The organism is Arthrobacter sp. 1088 (genome assembly GCF_031455315.1).
In the GTDB taxonomy this organism is placed as follows: Bacteria; Actinomycetota; Actinomycetes; order Actinomycetales; family Micrococcaceae; genus Arthrobacter.
In genome coordinates, this window is sequence record NZ_JAVDSM010000016.1 from 53596 (window position 1) to 77728 (window position 24133).

At 62.1% G+C, this 24133-nt stretch carries 18 protein-coding genes; 14 read left to right on the forward strand and 4 right to left on the reverse strand.

Annotated features, from left to right (window positions below; translation table 11 throughout):
• Nucleotides 1-20: 20 nt before the first annotated feature.
• From J2Y41_RS20520 to rsmD, 3 genes are read left to right on the forward strand one after another with little or no spacing between them, the layout of a single operon-like run.
• Nucleotides 21-1100 carry a DAK2 domain-containing protein gene (locus J2Y41_RS20520; protein WP_309931276.1) on the forward strand — a complete coding sequence of 360 codons (1080 nt, stop codon included), beginning with the start codon at nt 21-23 and terminating at the stop codon, nt 1098-1100.
• Nucleotides 1090-3357 carry an ATP-dependent DNA helicase RecG gene (locus J2Y41_RS20525; RefSeq protein ID WP_309931278.1) on the forward strand — a complete coding sequence of 756 codons (2268 nt, stop codon included), beginning with the start codon at nt 1090-1092 and terminating at the stop codon, nt 3355-3357. The genes J2Y41_RS20520 and J2Y41_RS20525 overlap by 11 nt, the downstream gene beginning before the upstream one ends.
• 57 nt (nt 3358-3414) lie before the next feature.
• Nucleotides 3415-3981, forward strand: a complete 567-nt coding sequence (rsmD, locus tag J2Y41_RS20530; RefSeq protein ID WP_224164595.1) for a 16S rRNA (guanine(966)-N(2))-methyltransferase RsmD — start codon at nt 3415-3417, stop codon at nt 3979-3981.
• Here the strand turns inward: rsmD and J2Y41_RS20535 are convergent.
• The gene (locus J2Y41_RS20535) at nt 3978-4637 is read right to left on the reverse strand and encodes a fused MFS/spermidine synthase (RefSeq protein ID WP_309931281.1); all 660 of its coding nucleotides are present in this window, start codon (nt 4635-4637) and stop codon (nt 3978-3980) included. The genes rsmD and J2Y41_RS20535 overlap by 4 nt on opposite strands.
• Nucleotides 4638-4768: 131 nt before the next feature.
• Nucleotides 4769-6016, reverse strand: coding sequence for an aminotransferase class I/II-fold pyridoxal phosphate-dependent enzyme (locus J2Y41_RS20540; protein ID WP_309931283.1), 1248 nt, complete (start codon nt 6014-6016; stop codon nt 4769-4771).
• Nucleotides 6017-6051: 35 nt separating this feature from the next.
• Between J2Y41_RS20540 and coaD the strand changes: the two genes are divergently transcribed.
• The 9 genes from coaD (at nt 6052) to J2Y41_RS20585 (ending at nt 12724) form a co-directional block, all read left to right on the forward strand.
• On the forward strand, nt 6052-6534 hold the full coding sequence (coaD, locus tag J2Y41_RS20545) for a pantetheine-phosphate adenylyltransferase (RefSeq protein ID WP_223933289.1): 483 nt from the start codon (nt 6052-6054) through the stop codon (nt 6532-6534).
• A 183-nt stretch (nt 6535-6717) separates the two neighbouring features.
• On the forward strand, nt 6718-7245 hold the full coding sequence (locus J2Y41_RS20550; protein WP_224090813.1) for a DUF177 domain-containing protein: 528 nt from the start codon (nt 6718-6720) through the stop codon (nt 7243-7245).
• A gap of 33 nt (nt 7246-7278) precedes the next feature.
• The gene (rpmF, locus tag J2Y41_RS20555; protein ID WP_011775139.1) at nt 7279-7482 is read left to right on the forward strand and encodes a 50S ribosomal protein L32; all 204 of its coding nucleotides are present in this window, start codon (nt 7279-7281) and stop codon (nt 7480-7482) included.
• A gap of 23 nt (nt 7483-7505) precedes the next feature.
• Nucleotides 7506-8216 carry a ribonuclease III gene (gene rnc, locus J2Y41_RS20560; RefSeq protein ID WP_216923862.1) on the forward strand — a complete coding sequence of 237 codons (711 nt, stop codon included), beginning with the start codon at nt 7506-7508 and terminating at the stop codon, nt 8214-8216.
• 19 nt (nt 8217-8235) lie between these two features.
• On the forward strand, nt 8236-9192 hold the full coding sequence (mutM, locus tag J2Y41_RS20565; protein ID WP_309931287.1) for a bifunctional DNA-formamidopyrimidine glycosylase/DNA-(apurinic or apyrimidinic site) lyase: 957 nt from the start codon (nt 8236-8238) through the stop codon (nt 9190-9192).
• Between the two features lie 46 nt (nt 9193-9238).
• On the forward strand, nt 9239-9673 hold the full coding sequence (locus J2Y41_RS20570) for a hypothetical protein (RefSeq protein WP_224090809.1): 435 nt from the start codon (nt 9239-9241) through the stop codon (nt 9671-9673).
• A complete protein-coding gene (locus J2Y41_RS20575) occupies nt 9670-10362 on the forward strand; it encodes a hypothetical protein (RefSeq protein WP_224164591.1) in 693 nt (230 codons plus the stop codon). Before J2Y41_RS20570 ends, J2Y41_RS20575 begins: the two co-directional genes overlap by 4 nt.
• 8 nt (nt 10363-10370) lie before the next feature.
• Nucleotides 10371-11690, forward strand: coding sequence for an MFS transporter (locus J2Y41_RS20580; RefSeq protein ID WP_309931291.1), 1320 nt, complete (start codon nt 10371-10373; stop codon nt 11688-11690).
• Entirely contained in the window at nt 11687-12724 is a 1038-nt protein-coding gene (locus J2Y41_RS20585; protein WP_309931293.1) for a hypothetical protein, read from the forward strand. Before J2Y41_RS20580 ends, J2Y41_RS20585 begins: the two co-directional genes overlap by 4 nt.
• A gap of 170 nt (nt 12725-12894) precedes the next feature.
• Here the strand turns inward: J2Y41_RS20585 and J2Y41_RS20590 are convergent, their stop codons facing one another.
• Nucleotides 12895-17643, reverse strand: coding sequence for a DUF4082 domain-containing protein (locus tag J2Y41_RS20590; RefSeq protein ID WP_309931295.1), 4749 nt, complete (start codon nt 17641-17643; stop codon nt 12895-12897).
• A 367-nt stretch (nt 17644-18010) separates the two neighbouring features.
• Here J2Y41_RS20590 and smc point away from each other — a divergent pair, with 367 nt between their 5' ends.
• Both smc and ftsY read left to right on the forward strand, forming a co-directional pair.
• Nucleotides 18011-21595, forward strand: coding sequence for a chromosome segregation protein SMC (gene smc, locus J2Y41_RS20595; protein ID WP_309931297.1), 3585 nt, complete (start codon nt 18011-18013; stop codon nt 21593-21595).
• Nucleotides 21596-21615: 20 nt separating this feature from the next.
• On the forward strand, nt 21616-22824 hold the full coding sequence (gene ftsY / locus J2Y41_RS20600) for a signal recognition particle-docking protein FtsY (RefSeq protein WP_309931299.1): 1209 nt from the start codon (nt 21616-21618) through the stop codon (nt 22822-22824).
• Nucleotides 22825-22900: 76 nt separating this feature from the next.
• Here ftsY and J2Y41_RS20605 read toward each other — a convergent pair whose 3' ends face one another.
• Nucleotides 22901-24121 (reverse strand): MFS transporter, encoded by a 1221-nt coding sequence (locus J2Y41_RS20605; RefSeq protein WP_309931302.1) that lies wholly within the window; start codon nt 24119-24121, stop codon nt 22901-22903.
• Between the last annotated feature and the right edge of the window lie 12 nt (nt 24122-24133).

Here is a 24133-nt window from a genome sequence, read left to right on the forward strand (position 1 = left end):
TCGCCGCGAATGCGCACGCCATGAAACGTTGGCTCGGCAAGACAGAGGTGGTCCTGGGCAACCATAGCGACCGCCTGAACGCGATCAACATCTTTCCCGTCGCAGACGGTGATACTGGGACCAACCTTTACCTGACGGCGCGCGCAGCTGTGGCCGCGGTGGCCGGCACCGCTTCGGACGCTGTCGAAACCGGCAACGACGTCGGTGCTGTGCTGTCACGCGCTGGTCAGGCCGCCATGGAACAGGCAAGGGGTAACTCCGGCACCCTTTTTGCTGTTTTCCTGTGCGCTGCGGCGGAGCCGCTGTCCGGAAAAGCGCGCCTGAGTGCGCCGCTGCTGGCCACAGCCCTTAACAGGGCCCAGATCCGGGCTTGGTCGGCCTTGAGCGAACCAGTGTCCGGAACCATGCTGTCCGTCCTTGAAGCAGCGGCCCATGCAGCCCAGGCAGCGGATTCTTCCCAGAACGGCGATGACAGCAACCACGCGCTGGGCGTTGCCTTGGATGCAGTGGTGGAAGCCGCCTTCCAGGCCGTTGTACGCACAGAGGACGAACTCGCACCCCTGCAGGCGGCGCATGTGGTGGACGCCGGGGGCGTAGGTATGTTGCTGGTGCTGGACTGTCTCCGCTCCGCAGTGCTCGGCGAAGAACTGCAGGATGAGCTCCTCGATGGCCTCCACGGCTACCAGCTGCAGGATCCGCACATCCACCAGCAGATGCCGGCCGACGACGGCGTGGAAGTCATGTGTACCATCAGCCTTTCGCCCTTGGACGCGGCCGTGCTGCGCCAACGCCTGGACGAGATGGGTGATTCCGTCATCATGAGCCAGGTTGGCACTACAGGTCACCATCCAGACGACGACGAATCCACCGCTGAGGCCAGTTATCGTTGGCGTGTGCATGTCCACGTACCTGATCCCGCGCCGGCCGTAGCGCTCATCAGGTCTCTGGGGGAGCCAACGGAAATTGCCGTCAGCCAGCTTGCCCTGCCCCGGGAATATGAAGACGGGTCGCGGGATTTTGAAGACGGGTCCCGGGATTTTGAAGCAACACAAACTGCAGAACCCAACAGCATCCCGGGCCAGTCACGGCATGAATACTGAGCTGGAACTGCCCCTGGAACGCAGGATCGGCAAGCGCTCGGCGTCCGTCATTGACAAGCACCTTGGCCTCAAGACGACCGGCGCGCTGCTTAACTACTTTCCGCGCAGGTACTTGAGCAGGGGCGAACTTACTCCCATCAGTAATCTTCCCCTGGACGAGGAAGTCACGCTGATTGCGCGGGTCCTGTCCAACAGCACACGTCAGATGCGTGCCCGAAGAGGTTCCATTACGGACGTCGTAGTGACTGATGAAGCCGGTGGAAGCCACGTTCCTGGCACCTTGAAAGTCAGTTTTTTCAATGGGTTCCGGGCCAAGGCGGAACTCCTTCCGGGCCGCCGGGCAATGTTTTCCGGCAAGGTGACCCGGTATGGGGGCGCCTTGGGGCTGACCAACCCGGACTTCCTGTTGCTGGATGAGGATCCGGATGCTGACGGCTCCATTGACCCTGAAAAGTTGGCAGCGATGCCTATCCCTGTCTATCCCGCAACGGCAAAGCTGACAAGCTGGTCCATTCACAAGGTGATTACGGCGTTGCTGCAAACCCTTGACCTCGATGCCTTGGCGGATCCCCTCCCGGAGTCCATTGTCAGCAGGGACGGACTGCTGAGCGTGGCTGATGCTTATCGCCTGATCCACTCGCCTGAGACTGCCAGAGACTGGCAGCGGGCGCAGGAACGCTTCCGCTACCAGGAGGCGCTGGTGCTGCAGGCGGCTTTGGCGCGACGACGTGCCCAGCTTGCTGCAGAGGAAGCCACAGCCCGGCGTCCAGTCAGCGGCGGCCTGCTGGAAGAGTTCGACCGGAACCTGCCCTTCACGCTCACTGCCGGCCAGACAGCGGTGGGAAAGACGCTTTCAGAAGAACTTGGCCAGGACACCCCCATGAATCGACTCCTGCAGGGTGAGGTCGGCTCGGGCAAGACTATTGTGGCGCTGCGGGCGATGCTGCAGGTGGTTGACGCGGGAGGGCAGGCGGCGCTCCTGGCGCCCACGGAAGTTTTGGCTGCGCAGCATTTCGAGTCCATCCGCAGGACCCTGGGGCCGCTGGCCCGCGATCACCTTTTTGGCGGTACCGGGATGCTCGGAACCGGCATCGGTGATGAGGCCGGGCGGGCTGGTGTCCAGGTGACCCTGCTGACCGGGTCCATGCCAACGGCGGCGCGAAAACAGGCCATGCTCGATGCCGCTTCAGGAAACGCAGGCATCGTGATCGGAACCCACGCTCTGTTGAGCGACAAAACCAGTTTTCAGGACCTCGGCTTGATCGTGGTGGACGAGCAGCACCGCTTCGGCGTGGAGCAACGTGACGCATTGCGTGCCAAGGCCCAACGTCCGCCGCATCTGCTGGTTATGACTGCCACGCCTATTCCCCGCACAGTGGCGATGACCGTGTTCGGCGATCTTGAAACTTCCATCCTCGATGAACTTCCCGCTGGGCGGGCGCCTATTTCCACCCATGTTGTGGGGCTTGCCGAGAACCCGGGCTGGGCGGATCGAATCTGGAAACGGTCACGGGAAGAAGTCGACGCCGGTCATCAGGTCTACGTTGTATGTCCCAAGATCGGCTCGGACGACGACGGGGACTTCAGCCCGGGCGAAGCGGAACCAAGCGACGCCGAACTCTCGGACGAAGGTCCGGCCCGCGAGCTCGCTTCGGTGACGGCCGTCGTCGAAAGCCTGGTTCAGGAGCCGTCTTTGGCAGGGGTGCCTGTGGCGCCCCTCCATGGTCGTCAGGACCCGCTGCTAAAAACCGAAACCATGGCTTCGTTCGCGGCAAACCAGACCAAGGTGCTGGTCTCCACCACGGTTATCGAGGTGGGTGTCGATGTTCACAATGCCACCTTGATGGTCATCCTGGACGCCGATCGTTTTGGTATTTCCCAACTCCACCAGCTTCGTGGCCGGGTTGGCCGTGGCGGTCTGCCGGGGACGTGCCTGCTGGTCACTACTTTGGAGCCGGGGCACCCGAGCCGTCGAAGACTGGATGCCGTGGCGTCCACCACCGACGGGTTCGAGCTCTCCCAGGAGGACCTGAAACTCCGCCGTGAGGGCGATATCCTGGGCGCCTCGCAATCAGGTGGGCGGTCCACGCTTAAGCTGCTGCGTGTCCTGGAGCACGAAGACCTGATTGCCCGTGCACGCGCGGACGCACAGGCCCTTGTTGCCCAGGACCCGGCCCTGCGTCACCAGCCGGTCCTGGCCGCGACCATTGATGAATACTTGAACCCTGAAAAGGAGGCGTTCCTTGAACGCGGTTAGAGAATCCCCGGGTACGCGCAGTGCTAAACGGTCGGGCACCGGCAATGGAGAGGCGCTGTGAGCCGGATCATTGCCGGAGTTGCTGGTGGGAATCCGCTTACGAGCGTGCCCGGGACCGCAACGCGGCCCACTACGGACCGTGTTAAGGAAGCACTGTTTTCCCGGCTCGAGTCTTTGGCTGTCATCGATGATTCCCGGGTGTTGGATCTCTATGCCGGTTCCGGAGCCCTGGGTGTGGAAAGCGCCAGCCGGGGCGCCCGCAGCGTGGATCTGGTGGAATTCGATGCCAAGGCCAGTGATGCCTGCCAACGCAACGCGGATTTGGTCAACCAAATCCTGGGCGGCAAGAAAGTTTCAGTCCATCGGTCCAAGGTGGAGTCTTTCCTGGAGCGCGCCACAGCACGCGATGTGTGGGACCTGGTGTTCCTGGATCCGCCATATCCGCTGGACGAACCAGCGTTGAGTGCCGTGCTGGCCAAGTTGTCGCCCCACTTGGATGAAGGGGCGGTCGTGGTGGTGGAGAGGTCGTCCAGGAGTGCCGAACCGGACTGGCCTGAAGCGCTGGAGTGTTTCGCTGACAAGAAGTACGGCGAGACCAAGCTGTGGTTCGCTGAACCCTCCTAGCCTGAAATTCTGTCCAGGTCCACGCCGTGGAGGACTGTTGCCGGGTGTGGGCCGCGCGAGAGTAGCGCGCTGGTCCACGCTGCCGGCCATGGCGTTCGGGTGCCCACCAGGATGATGTTGCCGGGGTAGCGCCCCGCGAACATTCCCGTCTCGGCAAATGCGATAACGTCCGCCATGGCTTGCCGGAGGGCTTTTACCTGGCTTCGCACCAGGGTTAGCGCCGGTTCGTCGCCGACGTTCACGATCAGTACGCCGTTTGGCCGCAAGCGGGCAGCGGCCTCTTCGTAGAACTCCCTGCACGCGATGTGGGCTGGTGCTTCCGGCCCGGAGAAGATATCAAGGATGACGACGTCGAACTCCACGTTGGCGGGAAGTTCGGCCAGCGCCTCGCGTGCGTCGCCTATATGGGTGTGCAGCCGCGTGCCCGCCGGCATGGGCAGCTTTTGCAGGACGAAGTCCAGCAATTCGCGTTCGAGTTCCACTGCATACTGGTCTGAACCTGGACGCGTTGCCTGGATGTATCGGGCCAAAGTCAGGGCGCCGGCGCCGAGGTGAAGCACGGAGAGCGGTTCACCAGGCTCTGCGGCCAGATCCACCACATGAGCGATCCGGCGAAGATATTCGTAGAAGATCTCCGCGGGGTTGGCCATGTTCACGTGGGATTGTTCAGCACCACCGATGCTGAGGATGTAACTGCCTTCAATGAGCGTATCGGCATCAACAGTGGCGTGCTGCCCTGTGGTCCGCAGGAAACGCGTGGCGTGATGGCGGCCGGAGTCGTTGCGGTTCAGAGCAGGTCCTTAAGTGCGGACAATCGTTCGGCCGCTTCTTCCAGGACGCTGGTTTTCTTGCAGAAGGCGAAACGCAACAGGCTGCGGGTTCGCTGCGCTCCTTCAGGGTGGCAAAAAACAGGAACCGGGATCGCGGCGACACCTACCAGGCCTGGCAACCGGCGTGCCAGGTCCACGGAGTCCTTGATGCCCAGTGGTTCTGTGTCGACGTTGACGAAGTACGTACCGCGAGGCGTGAAGACGTTGAATCCTGCAGCGCGAAGGCCCTCGGAGAGGATGTCGCGTTTGTGGCGAAGCGTTTCGGCTATCCCGGTGTAGAACGTGTCGGGAAGGGCAAGTCCCACCGCGATGGCGCTTTGGAACGGCGTGCCCGAGCTGTATGTCAGGAACTGTTTGACGGTGCGGACGGCGGCAACCAGGTCCTGGGGGCCGCTAAGCCACCCGATTTTCCACCCGGTGAAGGAGAAGGTCTTTCCTGCAGAGGAGATTGTGAGGGTCCGTTCCGCAGCCCCAGGCATGGAAGCGACTGGAATATGTGTTACGCCGAAGGTGAGGTGCTCGTAGACTTCGTCGCTGACAATGATGGCGTCGTACTTGATGGCCAGCTCAACCACCTTTTCCAGGACCTCCTGGGGGAAAACGGCGCCGGTGGGATTGTGCGGGTTGTTCAGGAGCACCACCCTGGTCCGGCTGCTGAAGGCATCTTCCAGCCTGGCGGGGTCCGGAAGGAAATCCGGGGCCGCCAGGGGAGCGGTGACATGTTGTGCCCCTGCCAATCCGATGATGGCTCCATAGGAGTCATAGAACGGTTCGAAGGTGAGGACTTCGTCACCGGGCTGGACGAAAGCCAAAAGTGACGCCGCTATGGCTTCGGTGGCGCCGGTAGTGATGATGATTTCCGTTTGCGGGTCTGGAGTGAGTCCATAGAACCGGAGTTGGTGTTCCGCGACAGCTTCGCGCAACTCCGTGGTGCCCTTGCCGGGTGCGTATTGGTTGGCTCCTGCGGCGATGGCTGCCTGCGCTGCGGCTTTGATCTCCGTGGGCCCGTCCTCGTCGGGGAAACCCTGTCCGAGGTTGATGGCGCCGGAGGACATTGCCAAGGTGGTCATCTCCTCGAAGATGGTCACTCCGAGGTTTCCGTCAGGCGAAAGCAGGTTGGCGCCGGTGGCGGCCCGCTGCCATGGCGCGGAGGCCTGGCCCGTATGAAGCGGTAAAGTCCTGCCTGCTGATGACATGTCAGCCATGGTATCCCGGCGAAGCTATGGGGTAGGTTCGTGTCATGAGACGTGCGGTATGCCCTGGATCCTTTGACCCTATCCACAACGGACATCTCGAAGTCATCGCGCGGGCAGCGGGCCTGTTTGACGAAGTCATCGTGGCCGTGTCCACCAATTACGCCAAGAAGTACCGCTTCAGCCTCGAAGACCGGATGGAGATGGCCCGCGAGACGCTGGCATCCTTGCGAGGCATTATCGTTGAGCCGATGGGGGAGGGGCTGTTGGCCGAGTACTGCCGCCATCGGGGTGTTTCGGCAATCGTGAAAGGCCTGCGCTCGTCCTCGGACTTTGACTACGAATTGCCGATGGCCACCATGAACCGTCAGCTGACCGGCGTCGAGACCGTCTTCCTGCCGGCAGAAGCGCACTATGTCCACCTTTCGTCCACCTTGATCAAAGAGGTCAATGTATTGGGCGGTGACATTTCGGATTTCGTACCGAAATCTGTGTTGAAGCGGCTCCTCGCTGGCGAGTCTGGAACGTAACCCTCCCGCAAGGGGGTAGTCTTGATAGGTACCTCGCAGCTTCTTGCGGTGGATCCCAGCTGAAACCGTGGCGTTCTTTGCGCGCCCGGCACCGGTTTGAGTCCTCAGGCTTGATCAGGCTAAGATGGTACGTCGGTCATATGTTCTACAGGAGTTCTCATTAAGCGAGATGCAAGTTCGCCCTTGGCGCTGGTAGTCAAGGACCTTGGACGCAGTCCAGGAACCATGCGGACACTCAACGAACATGTACCTGCGCCAAGTGACCTTGGTGTGGCGCTCATTGGCGTGAAGGAAGGCTCGGATGTCGAGTTGGATCTTCGCCTTGAGGCCGTACACGAAGGAATTCTGGTATCAGGATCCGTAATCGTCGAAGTAACCGGCGAATGCGGTCGATGCCTGGATCCCCTTGCGTATGACCTTGAAGTCAATGTGCAAGAACTTTTCTTCTATGAAGGCGTCGAGCTTTCTGACGAAGAAGACGATGAAGAGCAACGTCGAGTCGAGCACGATCTGATCGATCTTGAGCCGGTGTTGCGGGACGCAGTTGTCACTATGCTGCCGTTCCAGCCGGTGTGCCGGGAAGACTGCCAGGGCCTTTGCTCCGAATGTGGAGCACGCCTGGAAGACGAGCCGGGGCACCACCACGAGGTCATTGACCCTCGCTGGGCTGCCCTAGCTGATCTGGCTAAGACTGACCGGCAAACTGATTAGTAAGTGTTGGACTAAGAGAGAAATGAGATAGCCGTGGCTGTTCCCAAGCGGAAAATGTCTCGCGCAAACACACGCGCCCGCCGTGCCCAGTGGAAGGCAACTGCCCCCAACTTGGTCAAGACCATCGAAAACGGTCAGGTTACTTACAGCCTGCCGCACCAGGCAAAGGTCGTCACTGACTCTGCCGGCACCGCGCTGTTCCTTGAATACAAGGGCCGCAAGGTAGCAGACGCCTAATCTGCCCCATAGGCTGACAAAGGATGTCTTCAACTGAAGAGCTTCTGAAGCGTCTCGGTGTCTCCATTGACACCGAGACGCTTCGTCTTGCTCTGACACATCGCTCATACGCGTATGAGAACGGTGGGATTCCCACCAATGAGCGTCTCGAGTTCCTCGGCGACTCCATTCTGGGGTTCTCCGTGACCGATTCGCTCTACCGCGAGAACCCCGCGCTGCCTGAAGGCGAGCTCGCAAAGCGGCGATCCGCCGTCGTGAGCACGCGTGCCCTCGCTGGTATCGGTCGCGAGCTTGGCGTGGGCGAGTTCATTTACCTCGGGCAGGGCGAGAAGCTCACCGATGGCAAGAACAAGGCCTCGATCCTCGCGGATACGATGGAAGCGCTCATAGGTGCGACGTACCTCTCCAACGACATCGAAACGGCACGCCAGCTGGTGATGCGCCTTGTGGGCCCGCTCCTGAAGGACGCCGGCGCCCTTGGAGCGGGTACCGACTGGAAGACGAGCATCCAGGAACTGACCGCCAGCCGCCAACTCGGAGCAATCCACTATGCCGTGGAAGGCTCGGGCCCGGATCATGCGCGTACGTTCGAGGCCGTCCTGAACATTGGTGGGACTCCTTATGGCCGCGGCGCGGGCCATTCAAAGAAGGAAGCCGAGCAGGAGGCTGCCGCCGATGCCTGGCGTGCCCTGACTGCCCTGGACCAAGCTCCTGCCGGACCCGCTTCCGCCTGAAGCCGAGTCCACAGACCCAATGCCTGAACTTCCCGAAGTAGAAGTGGTTCGCCGTGGCCTGGCCCGCTGGGTCCGGGGCCGGACGATCACCGGGGTTGACGTCCTTGACTCCCGCTCCATCCGCCGGCATGCCCTTGGCACAGAGGATTTCATCGGCAATCTTGAGCACGCCACGGTGATGGACGTCGTCCGCCGCGGTAAGTTTCTCTGGATGCCGCTCGCCATGGACAGCCTGGATTCCGTTGGCAGCACCCTGCCCAAGGTAGCGCTCATGGCTCATCTGGGGATGAGTGGACAATTGCTCATGCAGGACCCCCATGTCCCTGACGAGAAGCATCTCAAAGTCAGAATCTCCCTTAGCCCGGTGGAGGACATGCCGGAGCAACTGCGATTTGTGGACCAGCGTATTTTCGGTGGCCTGTTCGTGACGTCCCTGGTGCCAACTCCCGACGGCGGCCCTGGAGGCTTGGGCGAGACGCCGTTGCCTGAGATCGCTGATGAAGCCTCCCACATTGCCCGGGACCCGCTGGACCCCTACTTTTCCTTCGAGGCGTTCTACCGCAAAGTCAAAAGCCGAAAGACAGGCCTGAAGCGGGCCTTGCTGGACCAGTCGGTCATTTCCGGGATTGGCAACATCTACGCGGATGAGGCCCTCTGGCGCGCGCGCCTCCATTACGCCCGGCCTACCGACACGTTGCGCCGCAGCGATGCTGCCCGGCTTGTGCAGGCCGTGGAAGACGTCTTGAACGCGGCACTGGCGGCCGGAGGCACGAGTTTTGATTCCTTGTACGTGAATGTCAATGGCGATTCGGGATACTTCGCCCGATCGCTCAATGCCTACGGACGCGCGGGTGAGTTGTGCAGCCGTTGCGAAGCAGCAGGCCTGCACAGCATTATCAAACGTGAGCAATTCATGAACCGCTCTTCCTACACGTGTCCGGTTTGCCAGCCACGGCCACGAAACGGGCGTTGGTAGGGCCAAAACTGTTCCGGAATCCGGATCGCAATGGCAGACTGTCCCCATGAAAAGCTTGGCGGTTCGGATCGCCATCGCACTGGTTTTCAACGCCATCACGTTGTGGGTGGCGTCAGTTCTTCCCGGGGTCCGTTTGGGAGCCGGGTTTCTTTGGGCCGTCGTGGTGTTCACGGCGGCCACGCTTTTGGTCAAGCCGTTGATCCTGGCCTTTTTCCATCACCGTCACGTCCAGCGGGCCGAGCGGCGTACGTGGCTGGTCACCAAGGTCCTGACGGTGCTGGCCGGGCTGCTGGCCACTTTCGCCATCCTTGTGGTGACGAGCATCTTTTCCAATGGGTTCACCATCAATGGCATCTTCGGCTGGATCGCGGCGACAGTGGTGATCTGGTTGGCATCGTTTATTTACGATTTCGTCGACGACGGGCTTGAGGCCAAGGCCCATGAGCTCCTTGGCGGCGCGGCAAGTCCGGGCAAGCCATGATGGCGCGGCGACTGGTGATTGCGGGCATCTGCCTCGCAGTGCTGATTGCCGCTGTAGCTCTCGTGCTGGACCAGATGGCTTCGAAGCCCGGATCTGTTACGGCCCAAAGCCCGGCATCTTCGAGCCCTGGTGCGAACCCCTCGAACGGCTCGGCTTCCGGCAGCGCCAGTGCACCTCCTTCCGGCAGTCCGACGTCGGGCAGTTCCGCAAGTGGCCCGGCGGACGGTGGAGGCGACGGCGGTACAACAGCCAAGCCACTTGAGGTCCTGCCCCCGGTCACATCCACACCCACCGGGCTGCCGGAGCCGTCTGCACCGGCCCCACTTATCACTGGCCCGCTGCCGAAACCCGGCACAGCGAAGGGCTCACTGGTGGAGGGCTGGCCGAGCAGCGTTGTGGCCATGCCGGCCGGGACCACAGTGGGCTCCACCAGCATCTCAACCTCCGGCAACGTCCTGCAGTTGACTGCCGACGGAATCGTGGGCACCCCGCAAGAAGACGTTCTGGCCGCCTTCCGCCAATCCTTGGTCCCTCAAGGCTTCTGGTCCGAGGATGCGCCCGCGCCGGATGGAGCCGTCGCCGCGAGGTTCGTGCGTGGCACGGACACAGTGACGGTGTCGGTTTCGGTGACCGGAACCGGCGTTTCACGCTTCCAGCTTTTGGGCAGCCTGCACACGACGGCGGACTAGGGGCACGCATGTACATCTCACTTTCGGATCGCAGCGGTGGCAAACGGGAAAAGCCCCGGGGAGCCACGACGGCACTATCCAGCGAGGTGCCGTTTCGTTTGTCTCCGGTCATCCTGTGGCTAGGCCTTGTCAGCATGGTGACGGACGTGTCGTCCGAGTCCGTGACGGCAATCCTCCCGCTGTATGTGACAGGATTTCTGGGCCTGTCAACCATCGCTTTCGGATTCATTGACGGCATTAACCAAGGCGCGAGTGCAATTGTCAGGATCGCGGCGGGCTGGGCATCGGACCGCAGCGGACACCCGAAACGGATCGCATTGGCCGGCTATGGGTTGTCCATGCTCGCCAGGATAGGTTTCCTGTTCCCAGGAGGATTCTGGGCCATAGCAGCCATTGTGACCGGGGACAGGATCGGCAAAGGCATCCGCACGGCTCCACGTGATGCGCTGATCACTGTTTCAGCGCAACCGGAACACTTGGCCCGTTCTTTTGGCGTGCACAGGATGTTGGACAACATTGGAGCGGCCGCAGGGCCAATGATTGCCTTCCTCGTGTTGCTGTTGATCCCCAATGGGTTCAGCACCGTTTTTGTGGTGTCGTTGGCCTTTGCGGTCATCGGCGTTGCAGTTCTCGGGCTGGTGGTGCCGGACCTTCGGGCGGATGGGCTAAAAGGGATTGAAGCGAACAGCGGTGCCGAACAAACAGCCGGCTCCCGGAAGAAAGGCCCCAGGCTCTTCGCGTTCTCGTGGAGCCACTTGCGGGAGCCGGGCCTGGGCAAGCTATTGATTTCTGCGGGTCTCCTTGGCCTACTGACCATTGGTGACGGTTTCATCTACCTTGTTTTGCAGGATCGGGATTCCTTTGCAGTGCAGTGGTTTCCGTTGCTTTTCGTCGGCACCAACATTGTGTTCCTGGCGTTTGCGATTCCGCTGGGGCGGCTGGCCGACCGGGTGGGCAGGGTACCGGTCTTCGTGGGAGGCCACATCGCGCTGCTTGCCTGCTACTTCCTGGCGGCGGCGCCTTTCGGTGGAATATGGAGCACCGTGGGCTGCCTGATCCTTGTTGGCGGGTTCTACGCAGCCACTGACGGTGTGCTGGCGGCACTGGCCAGCCAGTTGACTCCATCGGGGAAGCTGGCCACAGGCATCGCCTCTGCACAGACGGTGGTCGCGCTGAGCAGGATGACAGCCTCGGCCGGTTTTGGCGTTCTCTGGTACGCAGTAGGAGCCTCCACAGCCATGGTTGCGGCCGGAGCGTTGTTGGCATGCGCCGTGGTGGCGGTCGTCTTCATCCTTCCTGGGGCAAGGCCAAAGCTGGGCAGCGAATGAGCACTACCTTCACTGGCGGGAGGCTGCGGTGGGCCATCCTCCTTGCGGTAACGGCGGTGGTGCTCGCTGCGGCGGGTGTTTATGCGGTTGGCGCCTACCAGCGGTTTGAGCAGAGCCGCACTGCCGCGCCGTCCGTAGGGGTCACTGCAGGCCAGCCGTTGCCGGATGTTCCGTTCGTCCTTTTTCGGAACACGGCAGGCGGACAGGGGTACGGTAATGCCGCTACCGTAGCGTTGTCCTCGCCTGACGGAACGCGCGCGGTGAGCGAACAGGCCTGCGACAGGGTCTACGGAACCGTGTCCACGGTAATTTGCCTCAAAACGAACCGTGGCCTCGTGACCGCGTTCGAAGCCGCCGTCCTGGATCGTGACTGGCAACAGCAACGGGCATGGCCTGTGCCGGGGATACCGAGCCGCACGCGGATCAGTGCGGACGGCTCCATGATTGCAACCACTGTCTTCGTCACAGGCCATTCATATGCGACTGCCGGGTTCTCCACCGCTACTGAAATCAACTTCACTGCGGGTGGTTCAGGTGGTTCGGGGAATCTGGAGGACTTCGCACTGATAGTCAACGGCGAGCGCTTGCAGGCCACGGACAGAAACATTTGGGGGGTTACCTTTGCACCTGGGCAAAGCGACGTCTTCTACGCCACTGCGGCTTCCTCCGGGCGTATCTGGCTTGTTCGTGGCAGTTTGTCGGCCAAGACCCTGACTGCGGTCCACGATAACGTCGAGTGCCCGTCCATCTCACCGGATGGCACACGGATTGCCTACAAGAAGAACGACGCCGGGGCGTTGACTGCGCACTGGAAAGTCGCACTGCTTGACTTGGCTACGGGACGGGAAACTGTTCTTTCGGAGAAGCGAAGCGTGGATGACCAAATCGAATGGTTGGACAACCAAAACCTGCTTTACGGATTGGCCGACGAAAATATCCCAGGTGATAGCAATATCTGGAAGCTGGGGACGGATCCAGCGTCACAGCCCAGCCTGTTTATCCCCCATGCGTGGTCGCCCAGCGTAGTTCGATAAACCCAGCGTAGTTCGATAAAGACGTAGCCCGCTGAAGGGCTGCGCTGGGTTGATGCTTAAATGCCGACGTCCGGCCCTGGAGTTCAAGGGGGCCGGACGCCGGCAGATCGGGGCGGGCTTAGCGCATCAGGAGATCCTCAGCTGATTCCAAGGAGGCCGCTCGCCTGGGCTCAGGCCGGAGGGGTCGTAGTGGTGGAGTAGACCACGTCCACAAAGTAGTTCGTGGCATTCCATGAACTGCTCGGCATTGTCCCGGAGGCACCATACCGATACACGCCATTATCGGGACCGGAAGCCGTGAAGACGCCACTGGTCCACGTTTGGTTGAAGAAGCCGGTGGTGTAGGAGTACCTGCCATTGGGTGCCCGGTAGGAGACCACGTATCTCTGACCTGTAACCAGTGCCACTGGTGTGGACAGTGTGGCTGTTTGCCATCCGGTTGCTGTCTCGTTGACGAAGGTCACTTGTGCCAGGCGGGTGCCGGACGCGTTCCACAGCGACCCAACATGGGTGCCGGTGTTCCCGGTGCCTTTATAGAAACGAATGCCCGTCACGTTGCCTGCTTGGGAGACGCTGAATGCCGTCCCCAGTTCCACCGCTTTCGTTTCCGAAGCCGAGGCCACCTGCGGTAGGAGCGACCCAAAGATGGTGGACTGTTGCACGGTGGGGCTGGCTGTAGTGAACTGCCAGCTGGTAGGCGGCAGGGTTTGCCCCTGTAGCGAAACCACGTTCGTCACGCTGACGGATACTGATGCGCTGTTGGGCAGCGCCGTGGTCGGCGTAAACGTCAACGTCCGGCCGTCTGCTGACAACGCGGTGGTGCCCGCAACAGATGCGCCATTGACAGTCAACGTCATGGATGCTCCGGATCGAATGGCCGAGGACAGCGTTATCGAGGGTTTGACGTCGGTGGGGATGCCCGTAGCGCCGGGTGCCGGCACTTGGGCTGTGACCGTCAGTGGAGGTTCCGGCACCGTGAGCACCAGGTCCACCAGATAACTTGCCGTGGAAGGCACGTTCGGGAAATCGCTGCTGTATGAGTACGCGCCTGCGTCTGATGCGGTTCGCAGGGGTCCGCTGGTGAGACCCTCACCGAAGCCGTTGGCGGTGTAGGAGTACTTGCCGGTCGGAGACTTGTACGCAACAACGTATTCAGTGTCAGCGGCAATATTAACTGGTTGGCTGAAGGTTGCTGTCTGCCAACCCATACTCGACTCGTTGGTAAACGTGACCGATGCAAGGAGCTGCCCGGCGCCGGAGTAGAGCGAACCCGTATGCGTCCCGGTGTTTCCAGCGGACTTGTAGAAGCGGATGCCCGTCACCTGGCCTGCAGTGTCGCTGGAGAAGCGGACGCCCAACGTCAGCGGTGTACCGTCATCAACCTCGGCAGTAGTCGGTGTCACGCTGTCCTGGTACAGGGTGCAGGGGCACGAGCCCGGAACACGCGGGGCTGGAACTGTGGTGAAGGTCCAAGTGCCTCCGGTCAACTGCTGCCCGGAGGCAGACGATGTCGCAGCCAAAGTGGCCGTGAATGACGTACCCGCGGCGAGGGGCGAGGCGGGAGTGAACGTCACCTGGCGCGTTGTTTGGTCATAGCTTGTTGTTCCGGCTACGGCGGCGCCACTGGCTGCATTCACTCCAAGCGTGACGCTTGACGGTGTGGCCGCTTCGGACAGTACGGCGCTGACCTTGGTGTCCAGCGGGACACTGGATGCGCCGGGCAAAGGCGACTGTGCGCTTGCCGTGAAGGCAGGCGGTGGAATCATGGCGACGACGTCAACCAGGTAGCTGGCGGTTGAACTGGAAGCGGGGAAGCCTCCGCTGTACGTGTAAGCACCAGCATCCGAGTCTGTCCGCAAGGGCCCAACACTCATGCCTGAACCGAAGCCATTTGTGGTGGCAGAGTATGTGCCGGTGAGCGATGTGTAGGAGACGATGTATTGCGTGTTGGCAGCGATCTGGACAGACTGGCCGAAGATCGCTGTTTGCCATCCGGAAGCACTCTCATTGGCGAAGGTTACTGTCGCCAACTGTTGTCCGGACGCGGTGTACAGGGCCCCATTGTGGGTGCCGGTGTTGCCGGCCGACTTATAGAACCTGACGCCGGTGACCTCGCCGGCCCTGACGCTGTAGAAACGGACACCGAGCGTTAGCGGAACTCCGTCCCGGATCTCGGCGATTCCAGGCGTAACGCTGTCATCGAAGAGACTGCACGGGCAATCCCCGGCGACCGGCAAGGTTGCCGCCGTCGTGAAGGACCAGGTTCCGCCCGCAGTTACCGATCCGCCGATCGAATCGGTGCCGGACAGGGTCGCCGTGTACGTCGTGCTGAAAGCCAAGGCTGACGACGGCGTGAACGTCGCCCGACGCGTGGCGGAGTCATACGCAGTGGTGCCCGCCACGGTCCCGGAGGAGGACTTCAACGTCAGCTGGACGCTGGATGCAGTGACCGGTTTGGAGAACACAGCACTGACCTTGGTATCGACGGAGACGCTGGAAGAGGACGGGTAAGGCGTTTGTCCGGAAACCGTCATCGGCGTGGTGTCAACCGTGCTGAAAAGGGCGTCAACGAAGTAGTGGCCGCCGTTGTGGCTGGCGATCGGGAATCCCGATCCGCTGTAGACGCCCGCAGGCTGGGCACCGAAGCCGCCGGCAACCGTCAACGGCGCATCCGTTGAACCGCTGTAGGCCCACTGGTATTCCTTGCTGGCATAGTGGCCGTTGGGATCCCAGTAAGAAACTGTGTAAGTTTGGCCCGCAGCCACAGGGACGGCCTGGCTGAAGAGGACTTGCTGCCAGCCGGAGGTTGTTTCGTTGGTGAAAGTGGCCGTGGCCAGGCGCTCGCCGGAGCCGCTCCAGAGTGAACCGATGTGAGTTCCTGTATTGGCCTGGCTCTTGAAGAACCTCACACCCGTGACGAAACCATCTACAGTTGGCGAGAACCGCAGTCCCAGTTCATAGGCACCGGCGTCGCCGGCGTCCTGGATGGCGGGGACAGTCTGGCCAAAAACGCTGTAGGGGCCCGTGATTGTGAGGTTCCGGGTGGACGTGGCACCAATGTTGGCACTGTCATCGATGGCCCGGACCTGGACAGTGGCTGATGAGAGGCCTTTCTGGATGTAGTTGTAGGTCCAGTTCTGCTTCCCTTGTGCCGGGTGCCACGTCGCGCCACCGTCCGTTGACACCTCGACGCCGGCCACAACGCCGCCCCCAGTGTCTGAAGCAGTACCGGATACGGTGACGCTTGTTCCGTGGGCGATGGTGGCAGCGTTGGCTGGTGCTGCAATGGCGACGGTTGGCCCGGTCAGATCCGTGCTGGCCGTTGCCGCGGCTATGCCCGCTGCCCGTGTAGCCGGTTGAGCACCCATGTCTGCAAGCAGGTTGACTTGGGCCTGCCGCATCCGGGGATCGGCCGCTGCGCCGCCGCCATCATGTTCCTGGTCCAGGCCCCAGGTCCACTGGACGCTGCCGGCAGAGAACACCAAGGCACCACTGGGGGCGCGGTACAGAGTCAGGTGGTGTGTTGTGCGGCCCGGCTTGACCGTGTTGCCGAAGTCCTGCAGGTACTGATCAACGTCCCCAACTGTGGTGGACAGCTGGATCAGCCCTGCCGGCCGGAAACCATTGTCCAGGTCCTCGTCCGACTCATACCCAATGGTGTGTGGGGCCAGAGCTGCCGAGGAACCTGCAGGCAGCGAAGTCAGGGAAGTATTTCGCCACAGCCTCGTCTTCCCTTCCTCTGCGGATACGGTCACGGGCAGATCGGTGTAGTTGGACATATAGAGAGTCCCGGTAAGCCCGTTTTCCGGTAAGCCTGCACCAGCGCTTTGCGAAGCAAACCGTGGGTCACGCCACGTGCCAGTCCATTGGGTAGTTGGATCGCTCTTGGTGTTGGCCCACGTCTCCTTGTAGCAGGTCAAAGTGCGGCCAGCGCCGCCATCAACCGTCGAGGCCTCGAAACGCGTGCGCCAGTACATCTCATTGCCGGAGAGGAACTGTAGGTTTACCCCCGCGTCCCTGGCCGCGGTGACGGCGGCGCGTTGCGGACCGGACCAGTATTCATCGTGGCCCACTGACAGGAAGACCTTGTGGTTAAGCAACTGGGCGCCGCTGCGGTCGGTATCCAGACCACTGATGTAGCTTACGTCGTAGCCGTTCTGCTCCAGGAAGCGGACCATCGGATACTCGTTGGCGAAGTAGAAGTCCCGCCCGCCGATCCCGCCACGGGTATCCATTGGACGGTTGTAACTAAGTTTGTAGGCCCGGCCATTGGCCGCGCCCTGGTAGAAGTTGGAACCGCCATAACCGTTGTACGCCTGCCACGTGGTATCGGAGGTCTGGAAGACGACGTCGGAATGGTTGCCATCGTTTCGCACAATGAACGTGATGTGGCTCTGGTCCCCGTTGTCAGGCCGCGTGAGAAGAGCTATGTAAATTCCCGAGACAGCTGTCGACGGAACCTGCCAGGTAGCTGAAACGGCCCAGTTGCCGCAGTCATAGAGTTCGGTGGTCAGATCGCTGATGCATTGGGGCTGGTTCTGTCGCAGTACCGAGGGCGTTACATCGGCAATCTTCCGGGCGCCGTTCCCGCCGTACCAGCCTGTGCGGTAGATGGCGATGGAGTAGTTCGAGGCGTTCGTATCAATCTTAAACTTGATTGGCTGCCCGGCGTTGACACTGATCTCCGTGGAAAATCCCTGTATCCCGGCATCCCCTGCGCCGGCAATGTCCCACTCTGAAGGTGGACTTCCGGGTTTGGAGTTTTCACACACCACAGGATTCATCCCGGGATCGCAAGGCCCCGCTGCGACGGCCGCCGGGGCAGTAAGAGGCAGCAAAGCTGCAACCATGGCAATCACCAAAGGCAAGAGAAAGCCTTTGACGACTTGCTGTGGTCGGGTAGCTGAAGGACCGGTCATCAGAACTCCTGGAGTGGTACGCCAAATGCGAATATGGGTCCGCGTCTAGCGCACGGTCCCTGCTTGCCGCTCCCCAGCCAGGGTCAAACCAAGATCTTCAGTTATGGAATACGGGTTCTGCACCTGGATGATTGTTTCCGAATATCTGGACCGTATCCAGCCTTTACCCGAGGGACCTTCAGGTCAAAGCCGGATCACCGGAGCGAATCCGCCAAGTAACCCTTGGCAGGAGTGTAGGGGTGCGGCATCCCTGCCGCAAGGCTTTCCCGTTACAGATCCATGGATTTCGGCCAAACGGCAGTAGATTTAGGGAGAGACAGCCGCCCGCAAGGGCTGACAACGGGCCATCCAGGAGAACCGAACCGCCTTGCATTTGAAAAGTCTGACTGTCCGCGGATTCAAGTCGTTTGCGTCGGCCACGACGTTCGACTTCGAGCCCGGCGTCACCGCAGTAGTCGGTCCGAACGGCTCGGGTAAGTCCAACGTCGTGGATGCCTTGGCGTGGGTCATGGGGGAGCAAGGCGCCAAGACTCTGCGCGGTGGAAAGATGGAAGATGTCATCTTTGCCGGCACGTCCGGCAGGCCTCCTTTGGGACGCGCCCACGTTTCCCTGACGATCGACAACGCGGACAACGCGCTTCCCATTGAGTACAGCGAAGTCACGATTTCCCGCACACTTTTCCGGACCGGAGGCTCCGAATACGCCATCAACGGTGCGCCCTGCCGGCTCCTGGACATCCAGGAGCTTTTGTCCGATTCCGGACTGGGACGCGAGATGCACGTGATAGTCGGCCAAGGCCAGTTGGACCGCGTACTACACGCGACACCTGAAGACCGCCGCGGTTTCATCGAGGAAGCCTCAGGTATCCTCAAGCACCGGCGCCGCAAGGAAAAAACCGTCCGTAAGCTCGAAGCCATGCAGGCCAACCTGGCCCGTCTTGGCGACCTCACCGCAGAGATCCGACGCCAGCTGACACCCTTGGGCAAGCAGGCAGAAATCGCCCGGCGTGCACAAACAGTCCAGTTCGATGTCAGGGACGCCCGCGCCCGGCTCCTCGCCGACGACCTCGTAGCGCTGACATCGAGCCTGGAGCAGGACGTCGCAGACGAAGCCGCCCTCAAGGAACGCCGCCAGGTGGTCGAGGCAGAACTGGGCCACGGCCGGCAACGCCAAGCCGCATTGGAACAGCAGGCAGCGGAAGCAACCCCCCGGCTCAACGCAGCGCGGGACAACTGGTACCAGCTGTCGGCGGGCCGTGAGCGGCTCCGCTCGCTGGGTTCCCTGGCAGCCGAACGTCGCCGGCTGCTGGGCTCCTCGGAACCTGTACCGGACTCCGGCCGGGACCCCGAACAGCTGGAGCGCCAGGCGGCGAAGGTCCGCGGGGAACAAGCGGCCTTGGAACACGACATCCTCGCCAAGCAGGCCGCCCTCCTGGAAGCAACAGTGGCGAAGGACTCTGCTGAGGCGCTCGCAGCCGCCGAGGACAAACGGCTGACGGCCATGCTAAGGGCAGCTGCCGACCGTCGTGAAGGTCTGGCCAGGCTCGCAGGCCAGGTCGCGGCCGCACGCTCCAGGGCAGAAGCAGCGGAGGCCGAGCGCGGCCGGCTCCGCGAATCACTGGCTGCGGGCAACGAGCGACGCCGCCACGCTCAGAGCGAATTCGCAGCCCTCGAATCCCAGGTCGCCGGGGTTGAAGATGGCGAAGAGAGCCTTGACGCTGAGTACGAGAATGCCAATGAGGCCTTGGACGCCGTGCTGGCGGAGATCGAAGAGCTGAAATCCGCAGAACGGGAAGCACTTCGCCAACGGGATGCCCTGACCGCCCGCCGCGATGCACTCCTTTTGGGGCTGAACCGCAAGGACGGCTCAGAACGTCTGCTCTCCGGCGATGTCCAAGGCATTCTGGGGCCGCTCGCCGGGATGCTGGCCATTGAGCCCGGTTATGAGGCCGCGATAGCAGCGGCGCTGGGCTCTGCATCGGACGCGCTCGTGGTCGGGGACTCCGCTGTCGCGGTCGCCGCGATCAAACTGTTGAAAGAGGACGACGCCGGCAGGGCCGCGCTGCTCTTGGCTGACGTTGTGCCTGGGGCTACTGAAGTAGCATCCTCCTCACAGCTCCCGGCTGGCTGCAGATGGGCGGTGGACGTCCTCAAGGTCACGGAACCATCTGCCCAAGGTGCCCTGGCCCTCCTGGCCGGGATCGCCGTGGTCGATGATCCGGCAGCGGCGGCAGCGCTGATTGGTGACCAACCCAAACTTAAAGTGGTCACCCTCGCAGGCGACGTCTTCACGTCGCTAACGGCCCAGGGCGGTTCAGCCACGGCCCCTTCACTGTTGGAGATCCAGGCAGCAGTGGACGACGCCGTAGCCGGGCTTCAGGAAGTTACGGCACACTTGGAGCGGGGAAGGTTCGCCCTGGCTGGTGCTGAAGCTCGTCGCGCCGAAGCCCAGGACCGGGCCGATGCAGCATTGGAAAGGCTGCATGAATCAGATGCCCGCCTTGCCGCCGTGGCAGAGCGCTTGGGGCATTTGAACTCGCTTCTTCGCAGTGCGGTGGGTGAAAGCGAACGCCTGGAGGGTTCGCTGGCGCGTGCGGAAGCGAACATTGCAGAAGCCCGGTTGGACCTTGAAGTCGCGGCCGAGCGGCTCGCCGCCGCCCAGGAAGCTCCGGACGAGGAACCATCCACGGATCATCGGGATGAGCTCGCGGGGCAGGCGAGGTTGGCACGTTCGAACGAAATGGAAGCCCGGCTCGCCCTGCGAACGGCCGAAGAACAACTGGGGGCCATCTCTGGCCGGGCCGCCTCCCTTGAACGCGCAGCAGGTACGGAGCGGCGGGCCCGTGAAGAGGCCGCCCGCCGGGCGCAGAGGCGCCGCGCCCAAGCCCAGCGTGCCGGTGCAGTGGTGTCTGCCGTTGAGCAGGCGCTTCGCTTCATCGATATTTCCGTGGATGTCGCCGGCCATGAACGCGACCTTGCCGAGCAAGCGCGTGAGCAACTGGAGAAGGAACTGTCCGGCGTGCGTTCCGGAAACGATTCCCTGGCAAAGGAACTCGCCGAACTTACAGACTCTGTGCACAAGGACGAGATGGCCAGGACCCAGCAGCGTCTTCGAATCGAGGCGTTGGAGGCCCGTTCCATCGAAGAACTCGGACTATCGGCTGAACAGCTCGTTGCAGATTACGGCCCAGATCAACCTGTCCCACAGCCGGCTGGCGCAACCACGGACAAATGGGCAGAACTCCGGGCGCCGGTGGACGAAACGGGTGCGCCGCTCGTGCAAGGAATTCCCTTCGATCGGGCGGAGCAGGAGAAAAGACTCAAAAAGGCCGAGCGTGAATTGGCGGCACTGGGGAAGGTCAACCCCTTGGCGCTGGAAGAGTTTGCCGCACTTGAGGAGCGTCACCAGTTCCTCAGTTCCCAACTGGAGGATCTCAAGTCCAGCCGGAAGGACTTGCTGGACATCATCAAAGAAGTGGACAACCGCGTCCAGCAGGTCTTCGCCGAAGCCTTTGCCGATACCTCAGCGCAGTTTGACCGGGTCTTCGCACGGCTCTTCCCAGGAGGCGAGGGCAGGCTGGTCCTGACGGATCCGGACGATATGTTGACCACTGGCATCGAGGTGGAAGCCAGGCCGGCAGGTAAGAAGATCAAGAGGTTGTCCCTGCTCTCCGGCGGCGAGCGGTCACTCACCGCTGTGGCACTGCTGGTGGCGATCTTCAAAGCCAGGCCGTCGCCGTTTTACGTCATGGACGAAGTAGAAGCGGCCTTGGATGACACCAACCTGGGCCGGCTCATCACCATCTTCGAAGAGCTTCGGGAGTCCAGCCAGTTGATCGTCATCACGCACCAGAAGCGCACCATGGAAGTGGCCGACGCCCTCTACGGTGTCACCATGCGTGGTGACGGAGTGTCCACCGTCATCAGCCAGCGGCTCGGTGCCGGGGCATAGCTTTATGAGAAGGTAGGGGAGTGAACGATTTCCTACCCATAATTCTGTCCATTCTCGCTGCGCTCGTCGTGGTCGGCGGACTGGTGCCGGTACTGATGAAGGCCCGGAAGTCAGGGGCCAAGTACCCCGGAACGCGGGACGCCAATGACCCCGTCCAGTCATCGGCAGCAGGCAGCGGAACCCTTGTGGAGGACCGGCCGGATACCGTAACAGCACCTCCGGCCCCAACCTTCGACGGAAGCGTCGAAGGTGCTGACGTTCCGGATGATGCCGCCGGGTTGGAGACCATCGCCGTTGAGACGCCGGCGCCTGTGGAAGGCCGCCTGACCCGCCTCCGCGCCCGCCTCGTGAAGTCGAACAACATTCTGGGCAAGGGCCTGCTGGCGCTGCTGTCCGGCGACAAAATCGACGAGAACGTGTGGGACGAGGTTGAGGAGACACTGCTTCTTGCCGACCTCGGCACCGAGCCCACCATGCAGTTGGTCGATGCCCTCCGGGAACGCGTCAAGGTATTGGGCACCCGCAGCCCCGAGGATGTTAAAGCCATGCTCCGTGAAGAACTCATCAAGCTCGTGGATCCCACCATGGACCGTTCCCTCAACGTCGAGCGCAAGGGTGACCGACCCGCCGTCGTGCTTGTTGTTGGCGTCAACGGTGTGGGCAAGACCACAACAGTAGGCAAGCTGGCGCGCGTGCTCGTGGCCGAGGACAAAGACGTGCTGCTCGGTGCGGCCGATACTTTCCGCGCCGCCGCCGCTGAGCAGTTGGCCACATGGGGCCAGCGTGTTGGCGTTCCCACGGTCAAGTCCGACATCGACGGCGCCGACCCCGCCTCCGTTGCCTACGAGGCCGTCAAAGCGGGCATTGACCAGGAGGTCGACGTCGTTATGGTGGATACCGCCGGGCGCCTGCAGAACAAGACCGGCCTGATGGACGAACTCGGCAAGGTCAAGCGTGTTATCGAGAAACTGGCTGAGGTGGACGAGGTCCTGCTGGTCCTTGATGCCACCACGGGTCAGAACGGCCTGAACCAGGCCCGCGTCTTTGCCGAGGTAGTCAACATCACGGGCATCGTGCTGACCAAATTGGATGGCACGGCCAAGGGCGGCATTGTGGTCGCTATCCAGAAGTCGCTGGGTGTGCCTGTCAAGCTCATCGGTCTCGGCGAAGGTCCGGACGACCTCGCGCCGTTCGAAGCGGAGGGCTTCGTGGACGCGCTGCTTAACTAGTTCCCGTTCAACCAAAGTCTCCACGCTGGCTGGCCGGCAGCGGTGGTCCTCAGTGAGGGCAATCGCTGCCTGCCGGTCAGTTTTTGCTTTTAAGGGGTTCGCGCGCCAAGAGCCAGCCAGCGGCGGTGAGCAGCAGAACTCCGCCGGTGACAGCGAAGGCGAGCCCGTAGCCGAAGCGGTCGGCGAGGATCCCGGCTACGACGGGGCCGATGATGGCACCGGTGTCTGCGGCCATCTGGAAGACCGCCAGTACTTTGCCGCCGGAGCGTCCCCGGCCAATGACATCAGCGACAGCAGCCTGCTGCGCCGGGCCCAGCAACCCGGAACCGAAGCCCGCCACAGCGGAAGCCGCGAAAAATGCGGGAAGGTCTGTGGTTAATCCGATGACACCGGTGGCGAGGCCAGTGATGACAAGACCCGGAACGAGCAGGGGCTTCCTGCCCCAGGCATCGGCGAGTCGCCCGGAGAACGTCAAAGCGACGGCGTTGCCCACGGCAAAGACGGCCAATGCCCACGCCGCCGTCTCAGGCCGCGACTGAAGCGCCGCGACGGCAAAGAGCGGGATGGTTGCCATCCGGACGCCAAAGGTGACCCAGCCATTTCCGAAGCTGGAAAAGACAGCCGCCCGGTACGCTGAGTCGGCCAGCGCCTCCTTCAATGTCATGGGCGGAGAGGGGGTGGCATCCTGACCGGGGGTACCCTCGCCGCTAAGCATGGTGCGGACAACCAGCGCCGCAAGGAGCAAAGCTCCCGCATAGGCAAGGAACGGTACCCGAAGGCCGAAGCCTGCCAGGAGGCCACCGACAACCGGCCCCAGGACGCTGCCTATCAGAAAGGCCGATGCGTACGCACCTGATACGCGTCCCCTGCGTTCCGGCGGTGCCAGACGGATGAGCAGCCCCATGGCGGCGACTGTGAACATTACGGAACCCGCACCCCCAAGGCCCCGGAAAATCAGCAGCTGCCAGTAATTCTGGGCGAACGCACAGGCGGCAGTGGAAACGGCAACGATCAAGAGGCCGGATACGTACACGTTCCGCTCACCGAAGCGTCCGATGAGTGAGCCCCCCGCCGGGGCGAAAACCAATCGCATGAAAGCGAAGATGCTGACAATGACGGCGGCGGCGGTGGCGCCAACGTCGAAGGTGGTGGCGAATTGGGGGAGCACCGGCGCTACAAGCCCGAAGCCCAGCGCAATTAAGAACGCTGCCGCCAACATCACCTTGATGTCGCGGGGCAGCGGTTCCTTCTCCCGCCGGATCCTTGGATCTTCAACGGATCTGGGCGACTCAGTCATGCGGTGCGGGTC